This is a genomic window from Streptomyces sp. DSM 116795, assembly GCF_055792905.1.
On sequence record NZ_CM147707.1, the window covers coordinates 1,118,262 to 1,139,300 of the forward strand.

Below are 21,039 nucleotides of genomic sequence, written 5' to 3' on the forward strand. Positions count from 1 at the left end.
CGGCGGCCGTCAGATGACGGGCATCGCCGTCAACTTCCCCTCCGTCAGCAGGAACACGCGGTTCCCCGCGCCCGTCATGCGCCGGCTACCGCCGCCCTTCGGCCGGTGGACCCATGCCGCACGCCCCGTCCGCGTGTCCAGCGCCGCAACCCCCTTGTTCTCCTTCAGAGCCACCCAGACGGTATTGCCCTCCGCCACGGGCCTGTCGCCCGCGAACACCCCGCCGTCGATCTCCCGCCGCCACACCTCCCGCCCGTCGCGCCGCCTGCGGCACCGGACTTCGGGCCCGACGGAGGCGTAGACGGCCTCGCCCTGGACGGCCGGTGCGCTCCAGCCCCCGTTGACGTCCGCCGGCACCGACCACTGCTCCACCCCGTCCCGCAGCCGTACGGCGCTCAGCGACTGCCCGCCGATGTAGACCTCGCCGCCCACCGCCACGGGCGGCGCCCCTGCGCCGGTGCTTCCGCCGGGCCTGCTCCACACCTTCTCGCCCGTACGGCCGTCGAGGGCGATCGCCGCGTCCTTCGCAGTGGCGAGCACCAGCAGTCCGCCCGCGGCGGTCGCGGAGATTCCGCGCGTCCCGGAGAACTCGTCCAGCGGAGCCGGCCTGCGCCACCTCACCTTCCCCGACACGAGCTCCACGCACCGCACTTCGTCCTTGACGACGCAGTACGCGGCGCGCGCATCTACGGCCAGGAGGTGGCTCATTCCGGTCGGGTGGCGCCGCTCGACGGCACCGCTACGGGCGTCGATGCCGAAGAGCTGCCCGTCGGAGCCGCCGGTGACGATCAGGCCCGGGGACGCGGCGAACAACGGCTGGTAGAAGGAGGCTTGGGAGACCCACTTCCGCTTCCCGTCCCGTACGGAGAGGGCTGTCACACGTGCCTCCTGCTTGCCCCCGAACACCACGAGCTCCCGGGACACCAGCGGCGCAGGCGACTCCGCGAACGCGACGTCCCGCGGCCCCCACAGCGGCTCGGGGGCCCTGCCCTCCTCGTACTCCCCGTCCTGGAGCGGCAGCGCAAACCAGGGATGGGGGCGCTTCGGGGGCTCCTCCCGTGTCAGCCACCACGCCGTGCCGCCGCCACCCGCGGCGAGCAGGGTGCCGCCGGCGGCGAGACCGGTCAGGACGCGGCGCCGCGTGGGCGAAGCAGCCGACGGGGCGGATGCGGACCCGGTGGCGGCGGACCCGGTGGCGGCTTCGCCGCCGGAGGTGCCGGGAACCGGGGGGAACGTGGCGAGCTGCTTCGCGCCGGACTCCGCCTCGGCGATGTCGTCCGCCAGCGCGCCCTTCTTCCACAGCTGCCAGCCGTCACGGGGCAGGGCGAGCTCGGACGTGATCCGGGCGGGCTGCGGCCGCTGCGCCGCGTCCTTGGCGAGGCAGGGAGCGATCATCGGCACGAGCGCTGCCGGCACACCCTCCAACCGGGGCTCGCCGTGGACGACTTCGTACTGCACGACGGCGATCTGGTCGCCCTGGTACGCCCGTTCGCCGCTCGCTGCGAAGACGAGCACCGCACCGAGTGCGAAGACGTCGCCGGGCGGCCCCGTCCGCTGTCCGAGCACCTGCTCCGGCGCACCGTACCCGGGCGTCACCGGCGCCTGGCCGGTCGTCGTCAGCGTCAGGCCGTGTTCCGGACGTGCGATGCCGAAGTCGATGATGCGCGGACCGTCCGAAGTCAGCACGATGTTGGAGGGCTTCAGGTCCCGGTGCACCAGCCCCGCGGCGTGGATGTCGCCGAGCGTTCCGGCGAGCGCCGCACCGAGCGCTCTCACCGCGGGCTCGGGGAAGGGCCCGTGCCGCTCGACGGCGCGGTCGAGGGTGGGTCCGGCGAGGAACTCCGTCGCGATGAAGGGCGCTCCGCCCTCCGTCTGCGCGGTCAGCACCCGCGCCACGCCCTTGCTCCGTACGGCCTGCGCGGCCTGCGCCTCCCGCACGAACCGCTGCGACATGTGCGTCTCGTGGGCGAGTTCGGGACGGAGCACCTTGACCGCGGCCACCTCGCCCGAACCGTCACGTCCGAGATAGACCTTGCCCATGCCGCCTTCGCCGAGTGTGCCGATGATGCGGTACGGACCGAGACGGAGCGGATCGCCGTAGCCGAGGGGTTTCAACGCGAAGCCTTCCTGCTGCTGACTGAGACGGGGCCACAGGCATCGGACTCGCCCGGGCCGGATCTGGGAGGACATCGGTGTCCGCGTCATTCGAGCGGTATGGCGTACGCCCCTCCCCGTCCCCTGCCGATGATCCGCCGGGCCGGGCGGGCCACGACGAAGCGCTCACCGGTGCCGCCGTCGCCGTCGCCGGTGAGGCTGAACTTCCAGGCCGTGCGGTGCGTACGGCGGCTGACGGCGCTCAGATACTTGTGTCCGCCGGCCGAGACGTAGACGTACTTCTCGCCGACGACCGGCGGCACGTCGAGGTCGGGGGCGGGATCGCTGCCGGGCTTCTGCTTCCACAGCAGTTTCCCGCTGCGGGCGCCGACCGCGACGAGGCCGTGGTTCCACTCCGCCGCGTAGACCACACCGTCGCGTACGGCGGGCGGTCCGTACAGGGCCGGCTGCTCGTCCGGGTTCCTGTCCGCGCGTTCACTCCGGACGCCCGCGCTCTCGTACCGCCATGCCTCCTTGCCGTCGGAGAGCCTGAGCGCGGTGACGCGGCCGGAGCCGAAGTAGACGTGCCGCGGGTCGGTGGCCAGCTGCCTGGGCAGCGGCGGCGCGTCGTCGTCCCGCTCCCTCGGCAGTGGCTCGGCGTTCCAGATCTCCTCGCCGGTCCGCGGGTTCAAGGCGGCCACGGTCTGCAGCGGGCTGTCGTAGTCGTTGCGCGGACGTGCGAGGAGCAGCCGCTCGGGCAGCGACTTGGCGGTGTAGGCGCTGACGTCGTCGCCGAAGGAAGCGTAGGACGTGGCGTACTGCTTCACCGGCCTGCGCCAGCGCTCCTTGTGCGCGCGCAGATCGAACGCCACGACGTACCAGCCCTGCGCGAGAGGCCTCTTCGACGCGTTCGCCTCGCGGGTGCGCGCCGCGAGGTAGAGCACTCCGCCGGCAGCGGCGAGCGGCTGGGTGGTGCGGTCGCCGTCGCCGTGCTCGCGGCCGTCGAAGTCCGGGAGCGTGCCGGCCTCGCCTGCGCGCGTGCCCGTACGGAGGTCGAGCGAGCGGACGGTGACGCCTCTGCCCTTCGTGGTCTCCGCGATGATCTCGTAGAGCCGTTCGCCGTCGACGATCACCTGGTTGTCGTCGGCCTCGGCACTGGTCCACTGCTGCTCGCCGGACTTCGCGTCGAGTGCCAGCAGACCTTCCCTGTTCGACGTCACCAGCTTTCCGCCCACCAGCAGCGGCGGCAGGTCGCCGTCGGTGAAGAAGGACGTCGCGGCTCGCCATACGGGATTCGGCGCACCGCCCGGCCTGCGGGACGGCGACGCGCCGGCCGTTCCTCCGCCACCGCCGCGGCCCGCCCAGGCCCATGCTCCCGCTCCGGCCGCGGCCAGCGCGAGGCCCGAACCGCCCGCCACCGCAAGGAGCTTGCGGCGCGGGAGGCCGGTGCGGCCGCCGTCGCTGCCGGTGGCCGCCGGGGCCGGGTACGCCTGCTGGGAGGGCATGTACGCGCCGGCACCGGCTGTGGCGTCGGTGCCCTGGCCGAATGTGCCGCCCGGCGGCGGAGGCAGCCTGTGCGGCTCGATCCTCCACACCTCCGCGCTGCGGCGGGCGATCTGAGCCAGCACACCGTCCGGCAGGGATTCCGCGAACTCCCTGCCGTCGCCGGGCAGTCGGGACGCCAGTTCCGCCGCGAGCTGCGCCATGCCGGGCCGCGCCTCCGGGTCCTTGGCGAGACAGCGGTGCAGCAGCGGTACGAGCGCTTCCGGCACGCCGCCCAGGTCGGGCTCGCCGAAGCGGACGCGGTAGAGCAGATCGGCCGCCTGCCCGCCGCCGAACGGGCCGTGCCCGGACGTGGCGTGCACCAGCACCCCGGCGAGCGCGAACACGTCGCCGGCCGCGGTGTGTTCGAGCCCGCCGGCCTGCTCCGGCGACATGTATGCCGGGGTTCCCGCCGCGGTGCCCGTACGGGTCAGCCGGTCGTCCCCGATCGCCCTGGCGATGCCGAAGTCGATGACCTTCGGACCGGCGGCGCTGATGAGGATGTTGGACGGCTTCAGGTCACGGTGCACGACGGCTGAGCTGTGCAGCTGCCCCAGCGCCTCGCACAGGGCCGCTCCCAGGGCACGTACGGACGCCTCCGGGAGCGGGCCGCAGTGCTCGACCGCTTCGTCCAGCGGCGGCCCGAGCACGTACTCGGTCGCCAGCCAGGGGGTCTGCGCCAGCGGGTCGGCGTCCACGACCTCTGCGCCGTACCGGCCTCCGATGACGCGGGCGGCGTCCGCCTCCAGCCGGAAGCGGGTGCGGAATTCGGGCTCGTCCGCGATGCGTGCGTGCATGGTCTTCAGCGCGACGGCGCTGCCGCCGGAGTCGCGTGCGAGGTAGACGGTGCCCATCCCCCCGCTGCCGAGGCGCGCGACCAAGCGGTACGGGCCGTGCTGCACGGGGTCGTCATGGGTGAGGGGCAGTTGCAGAGAAGCCATCGGATCGCAGTCCACGGATGAGGGAGGGCAAGGGCGGGTGGCAGGCCGAAGGGCGCCGGTGGTACGGGCGTACGGCCGGGACGTCGGGGCCATCGGGCTCGGTCGGGCCGGTCCGAACGGCCGGTTCGGAACAGGCGGTTCGGTTCGGGACAGGCGGTGAAATCCGCGGATCGGAACCGTCGGGCCGTCAGACCGGGAGGGCCGCCCCGAGCGCCTGCGCGGACTGCCGGGCGATGGCCGCGATGACGCGTGCCGGCAGCCAGCCCGGCCCGAAGGCGCTCGCCGCGCTGTCGAGCACGGTGCCTCCGGCAGGACTCCCCGCGGGCCCCGGGCCCTGGGCCGGTCTCCCGCCCGGCATCGGTCCCGGTGCCCGCACGGGGAAGCGCGCGGGCCCGGCCGTCGCCGACTCGGCCACGCCCGCTCTCAACTCCTCGCGTACGGCGGCCGCTTGCGGACGGTCACCGGGGTCCTGGGACAGGCAGGCCGCAACCACGGCGCGCATGCTCGCGGGCACGCGGGAGGAGTCCGCCCCGTCCAGCCGCCCGGATGCGGCGTAGCAGAGCACAGCCCCCAGCGCGTAGACGTCACCCGGTGGGCGGGGCGTGCCACCGGAGAGCTGCTCGGGCGGCACGCCTCCGCGTGCGGGGAGACCGGGAGGCGAGTAGGGGTGGGGCAAGCGACCTCTCTCCGTCGACAGGGCGCGCATCGCTCCGTACGCCGTCAGCAACGGACCGTCCGCGGCCACCAGCAGGGCCCCCGGGGAGACCCCGGCATGCACCGCTCCGCGCTCGTGCAGCGCGGTGAGTGCCTCGGCGAGCCCGAGACCGAGTGCCCGCAGGGTGCGTTCCGCGAGGCCGCCGCCGTGTGCCGCCAGTACGCCCGGCAGCGGCAGGGCGGGCACGTACGGCATCGTGTACCACGGCAGCCGGCCGGGGAGTCGGGAGCTCTCCATGACCTGTGCCGTCCACGGCAGTCCGGCTTCCGCCCCGAGCTGCCGGGCCGCTTCGGCCTCCGCCGCGAACCGCTCGCCGTACCCGTGGTTGTCCGCGAGCTCCGCGAGGGGCACGCTGATCAGGACGGTACGGTCGCCGCCGGCACCCCGGGCGATGAACCGGCGTACGGGCACGGGGACTTCGCCGTCCGGAGCGTCCACCCGCCCGATCGGCACGTAGTCGCCCAGATCCCGTGGATCGTCCAGCCGCAGCTGCTCCATCCGCTTCCCCCTTGATTCATTAATGTGGGGAGCCTAAACGAAATCCAGCGAACGGACAGCCCGGCCTTTTCGGCCCCGACGCGGGTTGCCGGGCCATCGTCGCTGGTTGGCGGGTTCCCGGCGCGGATGCGTGTTGTGTCAGAGGACACGGCAGGTGAGGCGTGGGGCGGGGGTTCCGCTGCCGGTTGCATGGAAGCCGAACGTCGTCGCGCCCCTCGTGGGAATCGCCGCGTTGCTGCTGTTCCGCACGGTGACGGTACGGCCCGACTCCCGGAACTCTGCGTCCCATCCCTTGACCAGCCGCTGCCGGTCCTGCCACGTCCAGGTGATCTGCCAGTCCCGGACGGAGACTCCCTCGGTGTTCGTCACCCTCACCGTTGCGTTGAAGTCCTCCCACTGGCCGTCCACGTGCCATACGGCCCTGCAGCCGCAGTCGGCCTTCCCTTCGCCGTCACCGGGCGTGCCGGGTTCGGGCGAGCCTGGAACGGTCATGCCGGTGCCTCGCGTGCCGGGTCCGGTCATGCCGGTGCCTCGCGTGCCGGGTCCGGTCCCGCCGTCACCCGGTGTACCGGGCTGGGACTTGCCGGGACCGCCCGGAGACGGGCTCGTCCCCGTCCCCTCCCCGTCGGACGGCGGACCGCCGCCGGAGCCGCCGTCGGAGCCGCCGTCGGACGGCGGCAAGGGCAGCCGGGCGTCAGGCACGGACCGGGAAGGCGGGATGTCATGCCGCGCGAACGGCCAGGCGCCGGCCTGCTGGAGGACCACCGCCATCGCCAGCAGCAGCACCACGACCGCGCCCGCCCCCGCGGGCGCCGCACGCACCACCCGGAGCCCGCACGCCGCCGCCCGACTGGCCGGCCGGCGGCGCATCGGCGCCCAGGGCGATCCGGAATCGTCCATTCTCAACAACCCCTCTGGCGGCTGTGGAAGCTGAACAACGGGAGGTGGGCAGGGCACCGGCAGGCCCGCCGCGTCTGTCCGGGGTGGCCGCCCCGGACAGACGGGTCGTGACGCCGTGGGGACGCCGGGGCCCGGGCCGGGCGCGCCGTCGCCGGACTGCGCCGTCAGCCGCACCGCCGGCCGGAGTTGATGCAGTCCACGGCTTGGCTCATGAGGGCGTCCTTCATGAAGTTGATAAAGTCGCCGTGGTCGGTGACCGGCTTGTGCTTCTCCTCGGGGAAGGTGTCCACGGCGAAGTCCGGTGCGTCGGGCACGTCATAGGTCAGGCGCTCGACCAGCTGCGGGATGGCCTTGAAGCCGGCCGGGCACGATCCGTCGGCCCCGGCGAACGCCACGTGGGCCCGGTGGTCGGCGCTGTCGGTGTTCCGGCCGTCCCAGCAGCTCTGGAAGAACGCGGTCCGCACGACCCTGCTGCCGTCGGGGCAGATCGGATACTTGTCCTCGAGCTGGACCCGGTCCTCGAATCCTGTGCAGGACCAGGCGGCGTTGGCGTTCGCGCCGCCGTTCGTGGAGGCTTTCGCGTCACCGGTGATGATCCGAAGGAAGCGCGGCATCGCGACGACATCGCCCCGGGGACTTCCGCGGAAGGTGATGTCGACGGTGGCCGGTTCGATGATGGAGCCGATGTTGCCCTCGGCGCCGCCGCCGGGCTCGTCGGCGTCCTCGCCCTGTCGCGTACGGTCGCGGAGGACCGGCCAGTAGTAGGTGGACTGGTCGCCGTTGGTGCACGTGGTGTCCTGCGCGGCGAGCGACTCGTCGGTCGAGTCGCCGTCGACCTGCTTGTTGCCGACGTAGTCGTGAGTGTGGTGCGCGCCGTTGGCCACACCCGGAGCCACGATCACGTTGTCCGAGTTGTGCTGGTCACCTGCGTTGGTGCCGCAGGCCGACGTGAAGGTGCCGGTCGAGGCGTCCGGGCCGTTCCCGGGTTTCTCGACGTTGTCCGGGACTTCGGTGATGTCGACGAAGTCGCTGCTGACCGGGCCGTCTTCCTCGGCGTCACCGTGCGCATGGCCGGCGGACTGCGAAGCCGGAGGGCCGCCGTTCTGCCCGGCGTTGGCGCTGACGTTGACGACGGCGATGCCGCCGCCCCCGAGCAGCAGCGCGACGGCTGCCATGGCGACGGTGCGCCGTGCCTTGTTCCGTTTGTGAGCACGCACGTTGGATCCTCACTTCCGCGTGATGGCTGTTCCGATGAACCGGACGGCCTGCCCCCGCGCTCTCATCGCTCCGACACGCTGGCGTGAACGGCACGCCAGGGGCCAGCGGTTCGGCCTCGGCGTCCGCTGTGCGTAAGGACTCGGACGGATTCCTTACGTCCTTCCGCCCAGGGTTGCGCCCCCGTACCCCGCGGCGGCCGCGCCGGTGCGCTGTGCGGGGCGGCACCGCTGCCGTGCCCGGTGGCCCAGGGCCCGGCGCCCGGCTGGCACCGTCCCGGGAACCGGGCAGTCGGAGGCGCTCCCAGGCGGCAGAACGGATCGGCGCAGGCACGCGGATGCGGGCGTGCGGGCATGCGGGCATGCGGAAAGGGCGTCAGCACGCCGACGGCGTCGTCCCGGGACAGCTCACACCGGACCGGCGGCAGTCCTCCGGCTCGCTTCGGGAGAAGGTCTTACGGATCCGTCCCGAACCGGCCGGAGTCCATGAACGTCCGCCGGCTCACCCGTCAATTCACCCGCCGGAAGCCGGAGGGCTCACCGAAGAGCTCGATCGCGTTCCGCAGGCCCGAGAGCGCGTCGGCGAGGGCGCTCACCGAGCCGACGGCCGCGACGATCAGCAGCAGCGAATGACGCAGTGCCTCGGCCGTCGGGGAACCACCGGCGACCTGGGTGTCGAGAGCCGCCAGTTCGTCCTCGGCAGCGTGCCTGTCGTGCAACTGGACGGGATAGGCGTCCAGTTCTGCCCTGAGACGGGCCACGGCAACGCTCAGCCCGGCGACTCGCGGGTCTTCCCCGCAGTCGGCGACAGGTATCGCACGCTGCCCCACAGCATCGCTTCGCGCCACAGTTCTCCCCCACAGAGATGGTGCCGCGCGCCTGTCCCCCACAGGATCGAGCGCGACCGGCTCGCCCAAGTAAACGCCACTCTCCGCACATCGCGCCACACGGAGCGCGAAATTGGGGGCGCACAACTCCAAGTTCGCAACGCCTTGCACCGCTCGTACAGAATCGTGCCGTATGGATGTGCCGCACTGCCGGGGGCGTACGGGACATTGAGGCGGTAGGAAGGCATACGTACGGACGCGGCCCGCGCCCCGCAGCACCGCCGCAGCCGCAGCCGCAGCCGCAGCAGGGCACACGCCCGCACATCCCCGACAAAACGGAACGCGAGAAGAGGCCACCATGACGACGGAGCCGGACGAGGCGGACGGCCCGGCCGCCCCCGTGGTGGCCGGGCTGCTGCTCGCGGCCGGCGGCGGACGCCGCCTGGGCGGGCGGCCCAAGGCGCCGCTACCCCTGCACGGGCGGCCGTTGGTCGAGCACGCCGTACGCACGCTCCGCGCCGGCGGATGTGAGCGTGTGCACGTGGTCCTGGGCGCGGCGGCCGGACAGGTACGGGCGCGGGCCGAACTCTCCGGCTGCACCGTGCTCGACAACCCGTACTGGGAGTCCGGCATGGGTTCCTCGCTGCGGCTCGGCCTCGACTCCCTCACGGGCACGGGCACGGACGCCGCGCTGGTCCTGCTCGTCGACCAGCCGGGGATCGGCGCGGGGGCGGTCGCCCGCGTCCGCACGGCCTGCCGCTCCTCCGCCACGCTCGCATCCGCGTCGTACGAGGGACGGCGGGGGCATCCCGTCCTGTTCGGGGCGGAGCACTGGACGGGGATCGCGAAGAGCGCAGAGGGCGACCAGGGGGCGCGCCCCTATCTGCGTACGCGGGAAGACGAGATCGTACTGGTGGAGTGCGGCGACATCGCGGACCCGTCCGACATCGACACCCCGCAGGATCTGGAACGGCTGAAGCGGACCGGTTCCTGAGTACCGCCCGCACAGCACACACGCACACACACGGCCCGGCATCCCGCATAGGCCCACCACACCGGCACCCACGCGGGTTTCGCCGCCCGCAGCCGCGGAACTCAGCACCTCGCACTCGTCCTACCGCACGGTCCGCGACACCCGAAGTCGACTGGCACCCAGGGCCACCGGACGGCGGCAGCTGACAACCCATGAATGTCTCGACGTCAACAGACCCTTGCTAATTCCACCATAAGGAAACTAGTATCCACTGCTCAGAAGCGTTCCGTCTCTGACGGTGAACGACCGGACCGCTTCCACGAGCGCCGCCCGGCTCGCGGCACTCCGTGCCGGTACGCACGCGATCCGGTGGCCGTGACCGCACGCCGCCATAAGGAGTGACCCACCATGTCCGCAGGAGCGCCCTCCGCCGTCGAAATCGTCGATGCGACTCCCGTGGAGCGCCAGGAGGAAGTGCTGACCGACGGTGCGCTGGACTTCCTGGCCGCCCTGCACCGCCGGTTCACACCGAGCCGCGACGAGCTGATGGCCCAGCGCGCGGAGCGGCGGGCGGAGATCGCCCGCACGTCCTCCCTCGACTTCCTCCCCAACACCGCCCACATCCGCGACGGCGACTGGCGGGTGGCGAGCTGCCCCGAGGCACTGAACGACCGCCGCGTGGAGATCACCGGCCCCACCGACCGCAAGATGACGATCAACGCCTGCAACTCCGGCGCCAAGGTGTGGCTCGCGGACTTCGAGGACGCCTCCGCCCCCACATGGGAGAACGTCGTCGGCGGCCAGCTCAATCTGATCTCCGCCTACGAGCGCACCATCGACTTCACCGACGAGAACTCCGGCAAGTCCTACGCGCTCGGGCCCGCCGAGAACATGCCCGCCGTCGTCATGCGCCCCCGCGGCTGGCACCTCGACGAGCGCCACCTGCGCGTCGACGGCGAGCAAGTGCCCGGCGCTCTCGTCGACTTCGGGCTCTACTTCTTCCACAACGCCCAGCGCCTCATCGACATGGGCAAGGGCCCGTTCTTCTACCTGCCCAAGCTCGAATCGCACCTCGAAGCCCGGCTGTGGAACGAGATCTTCGTCTTCGCCCAGGACCACTGCGGCATCCCGCAGGGCACGGTCCGGGCCACCGTCCTCATCGAGACGATCACCGCCGCGTACGAGATGGAGGAGATCCTCTACGAACTGCGCGACCACGCCTCGGGGTTGAACGCCGGCCGCTGGGACTACCTCTTCTCCATCGTGAAGAACTTCCGCGACGCCGGGGCGAAGTTCGTCCTGCCGGACCGCAACTCGGTGACCATGACGGCCCCGTTCATGCGCGCGTACACCGAACTGCTCGTACGCACCTGCCACAAGCGCGGCGCCCACGCCATCGGCGGCATGGCCGCCTTCATCCCCAACCGGCGCGACCCGGAGGCCAACGAGAAGGCCATGGCCAAGGTGCGGGCCGACAAGGACCGCGAGGCCTCGGACGGCTTCGACGGCTCGTGGGTCGCGCACCCCGATCTCGTCTCCATCGCGCAGGAGTCCTTCGACGCGGTCCTCGGCGACCGTCCGAACCAGAAGGAACGGCTGCGCGAGGACGTGGAGGTCACCGCCTCCGAACTGCTCGCTGTCGACTCCACCGACGCGAAGCCGACGTACGCGGGCCTGCGCAACGCCGTCCAGGTCGGCACCCGCTACATCGAGGCGTGGCTGCGCGGCATGGGAGCCGTCGCCATCTTCGGCCTGATGGAGGACGCAGCCACCGCGGAGATCTCCCGCTCGCAGATCTGGCAGTGGGTCAACGCGGGCGTTGTGCTGCCGGACGCCCCGGAGGGCGAGGTCCGCGTCACGCCGGAGCTCGTGCGCCGCGTCGCCGACGAGGATCTGGCCCGGCTGCGCGAGGAGTTGGGCGACGAGACCTTTGCGGCGGGCGAGTGGCAGCGGGCACACGAACTGCTGCTGCGGGTCGCGCTGGATGAGAAGTACGAGGCGTTCCTCACGCTCCCGGCGTACGAACTGCTGGACTGACGCGCCGAGTCGACGCCCCGTGTCCCCGCAGCAGGCGGGCGGCGCGGGGCACGGCATGCGCCGACCACGGCCCGACACACGCCGCCACCGCCGCCCCCGTCCGGGCAGCCAGGCAAGGCCGTTGGCCATGCGGCAGGGAAGCTGACTTTGAGAAAAGACCTAGTCGAGGGGCTTCCGCCACACGGAGACGTGTGACCTGCTGCTAGCCGTGAACGGTGTCTCGTCCCAGTCGGCCCAGCGCTCACTCGGCTCCAAGTCCGCGAGCCTGGCCATCAGATCGAGCTCGGAGGGCCACACGAAGCGGTGCGGCGAGCGGAATGTTCCGGCCTTGCCGTCCGCGATCCGGTAGTGGTGCGACACCATCCGCTGGTTGACCAGGTCGAACGTGTCGAAGCCGACGTGGTGTTCACCGATGTGGAACGGACGGGCGGTCTCTCCCGGGGGCAGGCGCTGAAGGTCGGGAACGCCGACTTCGATGACGAAACATCCGCCCGGTTCCAGATGCCGTGCCGCGTTGCGGAAGCATGCGACCTGCTCGTCCTGGGCGAGCAGGTTGGTGATGGTGTTGAAGACGAGGTAGACGAGGCTGAATTCGCCCGGTGCCCTGGTGGCCGCCATGTCGCCCATCGACACGGAGACGGCGGCACTTCCGGGTTTCTTGCGAAGCTCTGCCGCCATGGGCTCCGACATCTCGATCCCGGACACCCGGATGCCGCGTTCGCTCAACGGGAGCGCGACGCGGCCGGTGCCGATCGCGAACTCGAGGGCGGCGCCGCGGCCTGCTCGTCGGGCGAGGAAGTCGACTGCGGGGCCGAGGACTTCGGGTGCGTACATGAAGGCGGACGCCTCGTCGTATTCCTCTGCCGCCTGCTCGTTCCACACATCGTCGTGCATGGCGCCAAGCTGCCACGTCCCCGTGCCGGCGGCCACTGGATTTCCGCTGGGCACGGTGGCAGGGCACCCGCTCGACGTAGGGTCGGACAACACCCGCACAGCCGGTCAGGCGCACGGGCCTTCAGGGGACCCCGGCATCGGCAGCGGGGCGGGCGGCCGGCCGACTGCTTCAGCCGACGCCCCTGGAACGGCAGTGAGGAAAGAGGAAAGGTGCCCTGGGAGACCCCGGACGAGGAGATCGAGCGGCTGGAGGCCGAACGCCGGCGCTACGAGCTGGCGTTGGCGGGCACACCCGAGTCCGAGAGGGACCGGCGTGCCCACCTCCAGGAGTGGGTGGACCGCCGTACCGCTGAGATCAACGACCTGCAGGACAAGCGGCCGCTCGGTCGATCGGACAAGTTCGCTCTGGGCACCGCCGCTGTGGTCTCCGGCTGGGGCTGCTTCGCGGTCGACTCGTCCTGGCCGAGCATCGCCCTCGGCTTTCTCGCCATCGTCCTCCTCGACTCCTTCAGAACAGGCTTCGTGGTACGTCTGGCACGGAAGGCAGCCAGAAGGCTGACAAGCCGGACCCACTGGGACAAGGCGCCGCGAAGGCAGCTGTGATCATTTGCCGGACCGAACCGGAGAGCCCTCGGCCTGAGCACGGAGCGCCTGCCTCAGCCACGCGTAGTCCTCGGCGCGTGAGGGCTGCGGCTCGTGGCCTCTTACGGCGCGGAGCAGTTCCCGGTAGCGCTCGGCTCCCGCTACCAGCCCCGCGTCCAGGCTTTCGAGAACCTCGGCCCTGTCCGCGTCGCCGAAGAGTTCCGTCAGCACCTCTGCGGCGGCCGGCCCGTCCGGGTCCACACCCTCCTCGCGGGCTTCGCTCACGGCGTTCACCACATGCAAGGTGAACCAGATCGCACCTCCCGGGCTCCCCCGCACGTTCAGCTCCAGCATTCTCCGCATCCCGGAGCGGAAGTCCGGGTCCTGCATGAGTTCGGCCAACTGAAGCCAGGCGTCGACCTGTTCGGACGTCGGGCTGTCGGGCAGTTCGAGCGGGGCGCGCCTCAGCCGCTCCGCCAAGTCGGGGGCGCCGTCGACGCCTTCGGACACCTCAAGCATGAAGTCCTCGATGATGGTTCTGCGTTGGGCGACCGAGAGCCGCGCCAGCTTGTTCATCAGTGCTGTCTCCTCTGCGGTGGAACCGCGTTCCGCGACGGTGGAAAGGACGGCCCGGCTCACCTTCAGCGCGCGTATGCGGGCGTCCAGAGCGGCGACATGCGCGGCCGCGATCTCCGCGACCGGCGCCTCACTGCGCACGACCCGGCTCACCTCCTCCAGGCCGAGCCCCAACTCGCGCAGCGTGCGGACGAGTTCGAGGCGCGCGACGGCTTCGGGACCGTACATCCGGTAGCCGCCTCCGGACCGCCGCTCGGGCGTCAGCACGCCCACGTCCGACCAGTAGCGGACGGTGCGGACCGGGACGCCGGCACGGTCGGCGAGCTGGCCGATCGTGAGGCAGTCCGGAGGTTGTTCGTCATCGCTCATGCCGGAAGTCTGGACCTTCCACCGGCTGGAGACTCAAGCCCCGGCGGCAAATCGCTTTCGCTTCCCGCCCGCGCCGCACGCCCCCGCCTGCACGCACGCGCGCCGCCGCGCTACCGGGATGAAGAGAGACGACGGTGCACCAGCTTCTTGTCCTCCTCCGGGAGGGCGTCGGCGGCCAGGAGCCTCGGCAGCAGGGACGGTTCGCTGGTCATCGCCCGGAACGCGAGGGCGATCGTCACGTCGTGCTGAGGCCGGTGCACCACGTCGACCGGGTCCTCCGCACGTATCTCGCCGGTCTCGACGACACGCAGGTACGCGCCGGGAAGTGCCGCCCGGGTGAAGATCTTGATCCAGCCGCCACGGCCGAGCCAGCCCTGGAACGTGGCACACGGGATTCGCGGCCCGGAGACTTCGAGCACCACGCCTTCCCCGATCCGCCAACGCTCCCCGATCAGGGCACCGTTGACATCCACGCCCAGCGTCGTGAGGTTCTCCCCGAACACGCCGTTGGCGAGGGGATCCCCGAACTCGGTCGCCCAGCGGTCGAGATCCTCCCGCGCATACGCGTACACGGCCTGATCGAAGCCGCCGTGATGCTTGACGTCGTGCGCACGGTCCCCGGCAAGACCGACGTCGCCGCCTCCGTTGGGCCCGGGAACGGTCACAGCGACCGGGCCTTCGACGGGCCGTTTGTCGATGCCGGTCGACTTCAGTCCCTTCCAGGGATTCGGGCGGGGCCGGCCCACGTTGACGGAGAGCAGCTTCATGCTCGGTGACGCTACGGTCCGCCGCCAGCCTGGACCAGCTCTTTTCGGGACGCCGGCGCCGTCAGCTGACGCGGATGGCGATGCCCGGGTAGTCGCGGACGAGGCCGGAACTGTCGTAGGCGAGGCGGCAGTTGAAGTCGAAGGCGGGGGCGGCGTATTCGTAGCGCTGCTGCCCGGCCTTGTCGCGGACGAGTTCGTAGGTCTGGTCGAGCCGCTCGACGGAGAGGTCAGCCGCACGCACGTACGCGGCGGGGGCGTCGGCGCGGGCGCCGTCCGTGAGACGGAGACGGCGCACGGGCAACGCGTTGGTCATCGCGGAGGATTCGAGGTCGATGTCGCGGCACCCGTCGAGGTGGGTCGAGACGACGCCGTCGATCTGCCAGTGACCGGAGCCGTCGGTGAGGATCGATGTCGTGCGGTGACCGGCGGCGGAGCGGCCGGAGATGTGCGCGGTGCGGGTGGCCCAGTCGGTGCCGAGTTCGATCTCGTAGTCGACGATCCAGGTCGTGCCGTCTTCAAGGGCGGTCGTGCAGCCGTGGATACGCCAGCCGTCGTCGGCCGGCTGGAAGTAGACGACCTCGAAGCCCGAGCGGGCCTTCATGTGCTGCCACGCGGCGGCCTTCGGCGGGTCACGGAAGTCCATGGGGGCGCCCTCCTCCTGGATCGGGAGGCACCATCCTGACCCGGGGCCGTGGGCATGCCGAGGCGGCTCGCCGGTCGCCGCCGGGGGCGGGCGGCTTGCGCGCAGGCGGCGGCGTCAAGGACGACGCAAGAGCAGGAGCACGGGCAGGGGCAGGGACAAGTGCAAGTGCATGGGCAAGTGCAAGGACATGGGCAGCGGCAGGGGCTTCAGACGGAGTGGCGGTCGAGCCCGGCGCGCTTCGCCTTCGCGCGGCGCTCCTCGTCCGCCGCGGCCCGCCACTCGTCGAACGCGTCCCAGTCCAGCGGCTGCAGGCACATCAGCTCGCCCGTGCCGGGCACCAGCAGCGCGCCCCCGAACACCTCGTCTCCCGCGAACCAGACGCCTTCGGCGATCCGCTCCGGCCAGCAGGGGTGTCCCATGGGTTCGCGGGCGGACATGTCCGGGGACTCCAGGCCCTCGTAACCGAGCACCAGGACACGCCCTCCGTTCCGCCAGAGGTCCAACTGATAGACGGGAGTGCGGAATTCGAAGCTGTAGACACTCAGCACGCGGGCGCACTGCCGTACCCAGCGCAGCTGGTCGAACCAGCAGACCGTCGCCAGTACGACGCCGAGAAGTCCGACGCCCATCAGGGGAATGAGGTACGTGGCCCTCGTGATCAGCGGCACGGCCATGAGCGCGAGGCAGATGAGCACGAGCACGCCGTAGCGCTTCAGCAGGGCGGTGTACAGATGGTTGATTACTCCGCGGTGGTCGCTGCCGTCGGTGGCGTACGGCGCTTCGCTGCCCCGGGCGGGCCTGCGCAGCACATAGCGCACCCCGAGGAGTTCGAGGACGGCGAGGCCGAGCATCCCGGGTATCGCGAGAAGAACGAGATCCTCACTCGCCACGAAGAGCGTGACCCCGTACGAGGCCATGGCCGCCAGCGCCCAAAACGGCTCGCGTCTGGGAGGCGTGGTCGGGGCCGCGGCGGGGACGGGCGGTGGCGGGGCCGCGTGAGCGGACGCAGGAGCGGGGGCTGGTGCGGGGGCTGGTGCGGACGCAGGAACCGATGCCGGTGCGGGCGCGGACGCAGGAGCCGGTGCGGGCGCGGGTGCCGCCGCGCGGTCGGGTGCAGCGGATCCGGCCCCGGCGTCGGAGGGCTCGCCCGTCGGCCCGGTCCGCTTGGCGCCTGCCCCCTCGCGTCGCGCCGTGGCAGCCTCGCCTCCGTCGTGTTCAAGTGAGGCCTCTGGCATGACATCTTCCTGTTGATGGTCCGCAGTCACCCGAAACACCGTTCCTCTGCCTCAGCCGCGGAGCCGGGGTGCCGGCTCCGTGTTTCCCCGGGACGTCCAACCGGAGGGTCATCGGTGAGACGTCACCGTACTCGCCCGCGGCGGGCCGCACGTCGGGGATGAGTCAAAGGCAAAAGAGAGCATCCGGAGGGCGCCGGAGATACCTGACACGGGCGGTCGGATCAGCCGAATCCGACCCGATCCAGCCAGAAGTCGAGCAACTTCTCATCACCGGTGATCTCGATGCTGCCGCTGGGGCGGGACGGCGGCGGTAGATCTCCAGCAGCAGTTCCGTGAGCGGTCCGCGCACGGTTACGGCGGCGGCCTCCTGATGCGCCGCCCCGGTGCGGGCGGTTCCAGGCGAGGGTGTCGCCGGCGAGGTCGACGACCCATTCCGTCTCGGCTCCGGGCGGCGCGTCGGTCGCGCGGAAATCCGGACCGTACGTTCCGCGGAGGGCGATGTGGGACGAAACGGTGGCGGCAGGTACACCCCGCTCCGGGGCTCAGGGCCATGTCGGGCGCTGCGGGGCGTCCGTAGCGTCGCGGCCATGACGAAACGGGAGAAGAACCACGGAACGGACGCGGCCTGCCCGACCACCGGCGCGACGGGCCCAACCGGTGCGACACGGCGGGGAGTTCTCCGCTCCTTCGGCCTGACCGCGGGCGGTGCGGCGCTGGCCGGCGGCGCGGGCACGGGCGTGGCGCGCGCGTACGGGAACGGGCGCGATGAGCGGCAGGGCGGGTACACGGACGGACGGCGGGGCGGGCACCCGGGCAGGCACGGTCCGCGTACGTACGTCCTCGTGCACGGCACCCACAGTGCCGGCGCCCATCTGGCTGGAATCGCTCGGGAGTTGCAGCGCCGCGGGCACCGTGCCGTCACCGTCGACCAGCCGCTGCACGGCACCGAGGCCTTCATACCGGAGGCGTACCAGAAGCAGGATCTGCGGGCCCTGGCCACCGAGCCGTCGCCACTGGCGAAGCTCACGCTGGACGACTACGCGCGACGCGTCGAGGAGCACGTGCGCGATGCGGCACGCCACGGGCCCGTGGTGCTCGCGGGCCACAGCATGGGCGGCACCTCTGTGAGCCGCGTCGCCGATGCGGTGCCTCAACTCCTCGACCACATCTGCTACTTCGCGGCGTTCTGTCCGAGCCGGGCGATGCCGTCGCTGGAGGCGTGCATGTCGTCACCGGAGGCCGCGGACGCCATGGATCCGGACGGGCAGGTGATCGGCGACCCGGGGAAGCTGGGCGTGATCCGCCTCAACTGGCGTACGGGCTCGGCCGGAGACCTCGCCCTCTTCAAGGAGATGATCTGCGCGGACTATCCGGATGGGGCCTTCCGGCGGGTGCTCAACCTCATGCAGACCGACGAGTGCGTACGGGCCTACGGGGCACGGGCCGTCGGCCGGGCGCACACCTGGGGCAGCGTCCCGCGTACGTATCTGCGCATGGGGAGGGACCGTCTGGTGCCGCCCGCCCTGCAGGACCGGATGATCGCCGAGGCCGACGAACTCACCCCGGGCAACCGCTTCGACGTCCGCGACTTTCCCCGCGCCCCGCACATGGGGCCGCTGGACCCGGCAGGGGTGGCGGACGCGCTGCACGAGGTGCGGCTGCGGCGCCGGTGAGCGCTGGGGAGACGGCGGCACAGGCGCATCCGCGCCCCGGGGACACCCCGGGGTCCCTGCCCCGGGGCCCGGTGTCCCCGGCAGTGCGCGCGACACGTCAGCATGGTGACGGCAAAGCGTGACAGCGTCCGGCTGCAAGGGAGTTGACCGCATGATGGTGCTCGCGGAGTTAGTGAGCAACTTCCTGCCCGGCAGGCCTGCAACACGCCGCGAATACGCCGTGTCGTGCCTCTTCGCCGTGGTTCTCTCCCTGCTGGTCCTCTCCGGCATCGCGCGCTTCTACGGGGCGGGCTGGGGGTTGGTCTTCGTGTGCTCTGCCGTCGTGGCCGCGTGCGTGGTGACCGGATACGCGACGGCATACGCCGTCGCAAGGCGTCGTAAGCCTGGTTGAGGATGCCTCAGCCGCCGCGCGGCAGGCGGTGCAGCTGAACCTGGGAGAGGCCTTCGGGCGTCACCTCGGCCGTCATGTACGTGCAGTACGGCTGGCGGCGGCGGTCCGTGGGTGACCCGGGGTTGAGCAGGCGGAGGCGGCCTTCCGCGGCCGTGCTGTCCCAGGGGATGTGGCTGTGGCCGAAGACGAGGACCCGAGCCTCGGGGAAGCGCTCGGCGCAGCGGTGCTCACGGCCGCGCGCCTCCCCTGTCTCGTGCACGACCGCGAAGCGCACCCCGCCGAGTTCGACGTCCGCCACCTCGGGCAGGCGGGCGCGCAGTTCGGGCCCGTCGTTGTTGCCGTACACGCCGACGAGGCGGCGGGCGCGTGACTCGAACAGGTCGAGGGTGGCGGTGTCGACCCAGTCCCCGGCGTGCAGCACGGCGTCGGCGGCGGTCAGTTCGCCGAGCAGCGCATCGGGGAGCCGCTTGGCGCGCTTGGGCAGATGCGTGTCCGAGGTCAGCAGTAGTCGCACGCCGCGACCATAGGCGAAACAGCCGACGCGAGGCCGCCCCCGGCCCCTGACGGCGACGGCGACGGCCTCGGCGGGGGTGCCGCCGAGGCCGTCGCCGTGTTGGATGCCGGAGCGGCTACTTGATGCCGAGCAGCATCTTCACCGGCTCGATGGCGAAGTAGACCAGGAACAGCAGGGCGCTGCCCCAGAGCAGCCAGTGCACCTCGCGGGCTTTGCCCACGCACGCCTTGATGAACACGTACGCGATGAAGCCGGCGCCGATGCCGTTGGTGATGGAGTAGGTGAACGGCATGACGGCGATGGTCAGGAAGGCCGGGATGGCCAGCTCGTAGCGGTCCCAGTCGATGTGCTTGACCTGCGTCATCATCAGGAATCCGACCACGACGAGCGCCGGGGAAGCGGCCTGGAGAGGCACGATGGTCAGCACGGGCGTGAGGAAGAGGGCGAGACCGAACAGACCGCCGGTGATGAGGCTGGAGAAGCCGGTACGGGCGCCTTCCCCGACACCGGCCGCGGATTCGATGTAGGTCGTGGCGGACGACGAGGAGCAGGCGCCGCCGGCGACGGCGGCCCCGCCGTCGATGAGCAGGACGCGGCCCAGGCCGGGGACCTGACCGCGCTCGTCGAGCAGCCCGGCTTCGGCCGTGACGCCGACGATGGTGCCCATGGTGTCGAAGAAGTCGGACAGGATCAGGGCGAAGATCAGCAGGACGACGGTCAGGATGCCGGCCTGCCCGAACGCGCCGAACAGGTCGAACGCGCCCACGAGCCCGAAGTCGGGAGCGGCGACCGGGTTGCCGGGCAGAGCCGGCGAGGTCACACCCCAGTTCTTGACGTCGGCGAACTCGTTGATGGCGATCGCGGCGCCGGTCATCAGGACGATGCTGATGAGGATGGCGCCCTTCACCTTGCGGGTGACGAGCACGATCGTCAGGAGCACGCCGAGGCAGAAGACGAGCATGGGCCAGCCGGTGAGCGTGCCGGTGCCGAGCTGAACCGGAACAGTGGTCTTCGCCGCATCCGGAATGCGGGTGACGAACCCGGCGTCCACGAAGCCGATGAAGGCGATGAACAGGCCGATGCCGACGCTGATGGCCTGCTTGAGGGGCTGCGGGATGGCGTGCATGACGGCCTCGCGCAGGCCCGTCATCACCAGGATGCTGATCAGCAGGCCTTCGAGCACGATCAGGCCCATCGCGTCTTCCCAGGCCATGAGGGGGGCGACCTGGACGGCGACGATGACGTTGATGCCGAGACCCGCGGCCAGGGCGAGCGGCAGGTTCCCGCCCACTCCCATGATCAAGGTCATCACCCCGGCCACCAGGGCCGTGGCGGTGGCCAGTTGGGCACCGTCGAGCTGCTGACCGAACTTGTCCTCTGCACTGCCGAGGATGATCGGGTTGAGCACAAGGATGTACGCCATCGTGAAGAACGTGGCGAATCCGCCGCGTATCTCCCGGTTGAGCGTCGACCCGCGTTCGCTGATGCGGAAGTACCGGTCTATCGGGCCGCCGCCTCTGCTGGGCGGCGCCTCGGCCGGACGTGCGGTGCTGGTCTGCATAGCTGCGTCTCCTGGACCTACAGGTGTGAGGGGCAAGCAGGGCGGTGCCGCCGGGGAGCGTATGACAGGCAGTGTTCAAACACGCAAGCGGGG

The 21,039-nt window shown here is 71.4% G+C and carries 18 protein-coding genes; 5 read left to right on the top strand and 13 right to left on the bottom strand.

The genetic code is table 11. The features are described from left to right. Nucleotides 1-9: 9 nt before the first annotated feature. The 6 genes from ACSMXX_RS04790 to ACSMXX_RS04815 all read right to left on the bottom strand — a co-directional run bounded on the left by ACSMXX_RS04790 (nt 10) and on the right by ACSMXX_RS04815 (nt 8,752). A complete protein-coding gene (locus tag ACSMXX_RS04790) occupies nt 10-2,115 on the bottom strand; it encodes a protein kinase domain-containing protein (protein ID WP_473182788.1) in 2,106 nt (701 codons plus the stop codon). Nucleotides 2,116-2,201: 86 nt separating this feature from the next. After that, nucleotides 2,202-4,577 carry a serine/threonine-protein kinase gene (locus tag ACSMXX_RS04795; protein ID WP_473182789.1) on the bottom strand — a complete coding sequence of 792 codons (2,376 nt, stop codon included), beginning with the start codon at nt 4,575-4,577 and terminating at the stop codon, nt 2,202-2,204. 187 nt (nt 4,578-4,764) lie between these two features. Then, a complete protein-coding gene (locus ACSMXX_RS04800) occupies nt 4,765-5,790 on the bottom strand; it encodes a protein kinase family protein (protein ID WP_473182790.1) in 1,026 nt (341 codons plus the stop codon). A 138-nt stretch (nt 5,791-5,928) separates the two neighbouring features. Beyond that, on the bottom strand, nt 5,929-6,690 hold the full coding sequence (locus ACSMXX_RS04805; RefSeq protein WP_473182791.1) for a cellulose binding domain-containing protein: 762 nt from the start codon (nt 6,688-6,690) through the stop codon (nt 5,929-5,931). Nucleotides 6,691-6,854: 164 nt separating this feature from the next. Further along, complete coding sequence (locus ACSMXX_RS04810; protein WP_473182792.1) at nt 6,855-7,907, bottom strand: DUF1996 domain-containing protein; 1,053 nt, start codon at nt 7,905-7,907, stop codon at nt 6,855-6,857. 506 nt (nt 7,908-8,413) lie between these two features. Then, nucleotides 8,414-8,752 carry a DUF5955 family protein gene (locus ACSMXX_RS04815; RefSeq protein WP_473182793.1) on the bottom strand — a complete coding sequence of 113 codons (339 nt, stop codon included), beginning with the start codon at nt 8,750-8,752 and terminating at the stop codon, nt 8,414-8,416. A gap of 337 nt (nt 8,753-9,089) precedes the next feature. Here ACSMXX_RS04815 and ACSMXX_RS04820 point away from each other — a divergent pair, with 337 nt between their 5' ends. Both ACSMXX_RS04820 and aceB read left to right on the top strand, forming a co-directional pair. After that, nucleotides 9,090-9,725: a nucleotidyltransferase family protein gene (locus ACSMXX_RS04820; RefSeq protein ID WP_473182794.1), complete on the top strand. Its 636-nt coding sequence runs from the start codon at nt 9,090-9,092 to the stop codon at nt 9,723-9,725. A 387-nt stretch (nt 9,726-10,112) separates the two neighbouring features. Beyond that, nucleotides 10,113-11,741, top strand: a complete 1,629-nt coding sequence (gene aceB / locus ACSMXX_RS04825) for a malate synthase A (RefSeq protein ID WP_473182795.1) — start codon at nt 10,113-10,115, stop codon at nt 11,739-11,741. Nucleotides 11,742-11,900: 159 nt separating this feature from the next. On the opposite strand, the gene ACSMXX_RS04830 is transcribed toward aceB, so the two are convergent. Further along, nucleotides 11,901-12,635, bottom strand: a complete 735-nt coding sequence (locus tag ACSMXX_RS04830; RefSeq protein WP_473182796.1) for a class I SAM-dependent DNA methyltransferase — start codon at nt 12,633-12,635, stop codon at nt 11,901-11,903. 210 nt (nt 12,636-12,845) lie between these two features. Between ACSMXX_RS04830 and ACSMXX_RS04835 the strand changes: the two genes are divergently transcribed. Beyond that, on the top strand, nt 12,846-13,238 hold the full coding sequence (locus tag ACSMXX_RS04835) for a hypothetical protein (protein ID WP_473182797.1): 393 nt from the start codon (nt 12,846-12,848) through the stop codon (nt 13,236-13,238). Here the strand turns inward: ACSMXX_RS04835 and ACSMXX_RS04840 are convergent, their stop codons facing one another. The 4 genes from ACSMXX_RS04840 to ACSMXX_RS04855 form a co-directional block, all read right to left on the bottom strand. Beyond that, complete coding sequence (locus ACSMXX_RS04840) at nt 13,239-14,162, bottom strand: MerR family transcriptional regulator (RefSeq protein WP_473182798.1); 924 nt, start codon at nt 14,160-14,162, stop codon at nt 13,239-13,241. A gap of 110 nt (nt 14,163-14,272) precedes the next feature. Continuing rightward, nucleotides 14,273-14,929: an MOSC domain-containing protein gene (locus ACSMXX_RS04845; RefSeq protein WP_473182799.1), complete on the bottom strand. Its 657-nt coding sequence runs from the start codon at nt 14,927-14,929 to the stop codon at nt 14,273-14,275. Between the two features lie 61 nt (nt 14,930-14,990). Further along, a complete protein-coding gene (locus ACSMXX_RS04850) occupies nt 14,991-15,572 on the bottom strand; it encodes a putative glycolipid-binding domain-containing protein (RefSeq protein WP_473182800.1) in 582 nt (193 codons plus the stop codon). A 206-nt stretch (nt 15,573-15,778) separates the two neighbouring features. Next, the gene (locus ACSMXX_RS04855) at nt 15,779-16,489 is read right to left on the bottom strand and encodes a hypothetical protein (protein ID WP_473182801.1); all 711 of its coding nucleotides are present in this window, start codon (nt 16,487-16,489) and stop codon (nt 15,779-15,781) included. A gap of 905 nt (nt 16,490-17,394) precedes the next feature. On the opposite strand from ACSMXX_RS04855, the gene ACSMXX_RS04860 reads away from it, so the two are divergent. After that, nucleotides 17,395-18,480, top strand: a complete 1,086-nt coding sequence (locus ACSMXX_RS04860) for an alpha/beta hydrolase (RefSeq protein ID WP_473182802.1) — start codon at nt 17,395-17,397, stop codon at nt 18,478-18,480. Nucleotides 18,481-18,631: 151 nt separating this feature from the next. Continuing rightward, entirely contained in the window at nt 18,632-18,871 is a 240-nt protein-coding gene (locus ACSMXX_RS04865) for a hypothetical protein (RefSeq protein ID WP_473182803.1), read from the top strand. Nucleotides 18,872-18,878: 7 nt separating this feature from the next. Here the strand turns inward: ACSMXX_RS04865 and ACSMXX_RS04870 are convergent, their stop codons facing one another. Then, nucleotides 18,879-19,385 carry a metallophosphoesterase family protein gene (locus tag ACSMXX_RS04870; protein ID WP_473182804.1) on the bottom strand — a complete coding sequence of 169 codons (507 nt, stop codon included), beginning with the start codon at nt 19,383-19,385 and terminating at the stop codon, nt 18,879-18,881. Nucleotides 19,386-19,500: 115 nt separating this feature from the next. After that, entirely contained in the window at nt 19,501-20,946 is a 1,446-nt protein-coding gene (locus ACSMXX_RS04875) for an NCS2 family permease (RefSeq protein ID WP_473182805.1), read from the bottom strand. Between the last annotated feature and the right edge of the window lie 93 nt (nt 20,947-21,039).

Coding starts and splice junctions, on each gene's coding strand:
- ACSMXX_RS04795 (WP_473182789.1), bottom strand. CDS start 4,577: ATGGCTTCTCTGCAACTGCCCCTCACCCATGACGACCCCGTGCAGCAC.
- ACSMXX_RS04800 (WP_473182790.1), bottom strand. CDS start 5,790: ATGGAGCAGCTGCGGCTGGACGATCCACGGGATCTGGGCGACTACGTG.
- ACSMXX_RS04805 (WP_473182791.1), bottom strand. CDS start 6,690: ATGGACGATTCCGGATCGCCCTGGGCGCCGATGCGCCGCCGGCCGGCC.
- ACSMXX_RS04820 (WP_473182794.1), top strand. CDS start 9,090: ATGACGACGGAGCCGGACGAGGCGGACGGCCCGGCCGCCCCCGTGGTG.
- aceB (WP_473182795.1), top strand. CDS start 10,113: ATGTCCGCAGGAGCGCCCTCCGCCGTCGAAATCGTCGATGCGACTCCC.
- ACSMXX_RS04830 (WP_473182796.1), bottom strand. CDS start 12,635: ATGCACGACGATGTGTGGAACGAGCAGGCGGCAGAGGAATACGACGAG.
- ACSMXX_RS04840 (WP_473182798.1), bottom strand. CDS start 14,162: ATGAGCGATGACGAACAACCTCCGGACTGCCTCACGATCGGCCAGCTC.
- ACSMXX_RS04845 (WP_473182799.1), bottom strand. CDS start 14,929: ATGAAGCTGCTCTCCGTCAACGTGGGCCGGCCCCGCCCGAATCCCTGG.
- ACSMXX_RS04850 (WP_473182800.1), bottom strand. CDS start 15,572: ATGGACTTCCGTGACCCGCCGAAGGCCGCCGCGTGGCAGCACATGAAG.
- ACSMXX_RS04855 (WP_473182801.1), bottom strand. CDS start 16,489: ATGGCCTCGTACGGGGTCACGCTCTTCGTGGCGAGTGAGGATCTCGTT.
- ACSMXX_RS04860 (WP_473182802.1), top strand. CDS start 17,395: ATGACGAAACGGGAGAAGAACCACGGAACGGACGCGGCCTGCCCGACC.
- ACSMXX_RS04865 (WP_473182803.1), top strand. CDS start 18,632: ATGATGGTGCTCGCGGAGTTAGTGAGCAACTTCCTGCCCGGCAGGCCT.
- ACSMXX_RS04875 (WP_473182805.1), bottom strand. CDS start 20,946: ATGCAGACCAGCACCGCACGTCCGGCCGAGGCGCCGCCCAGCAGAGGC.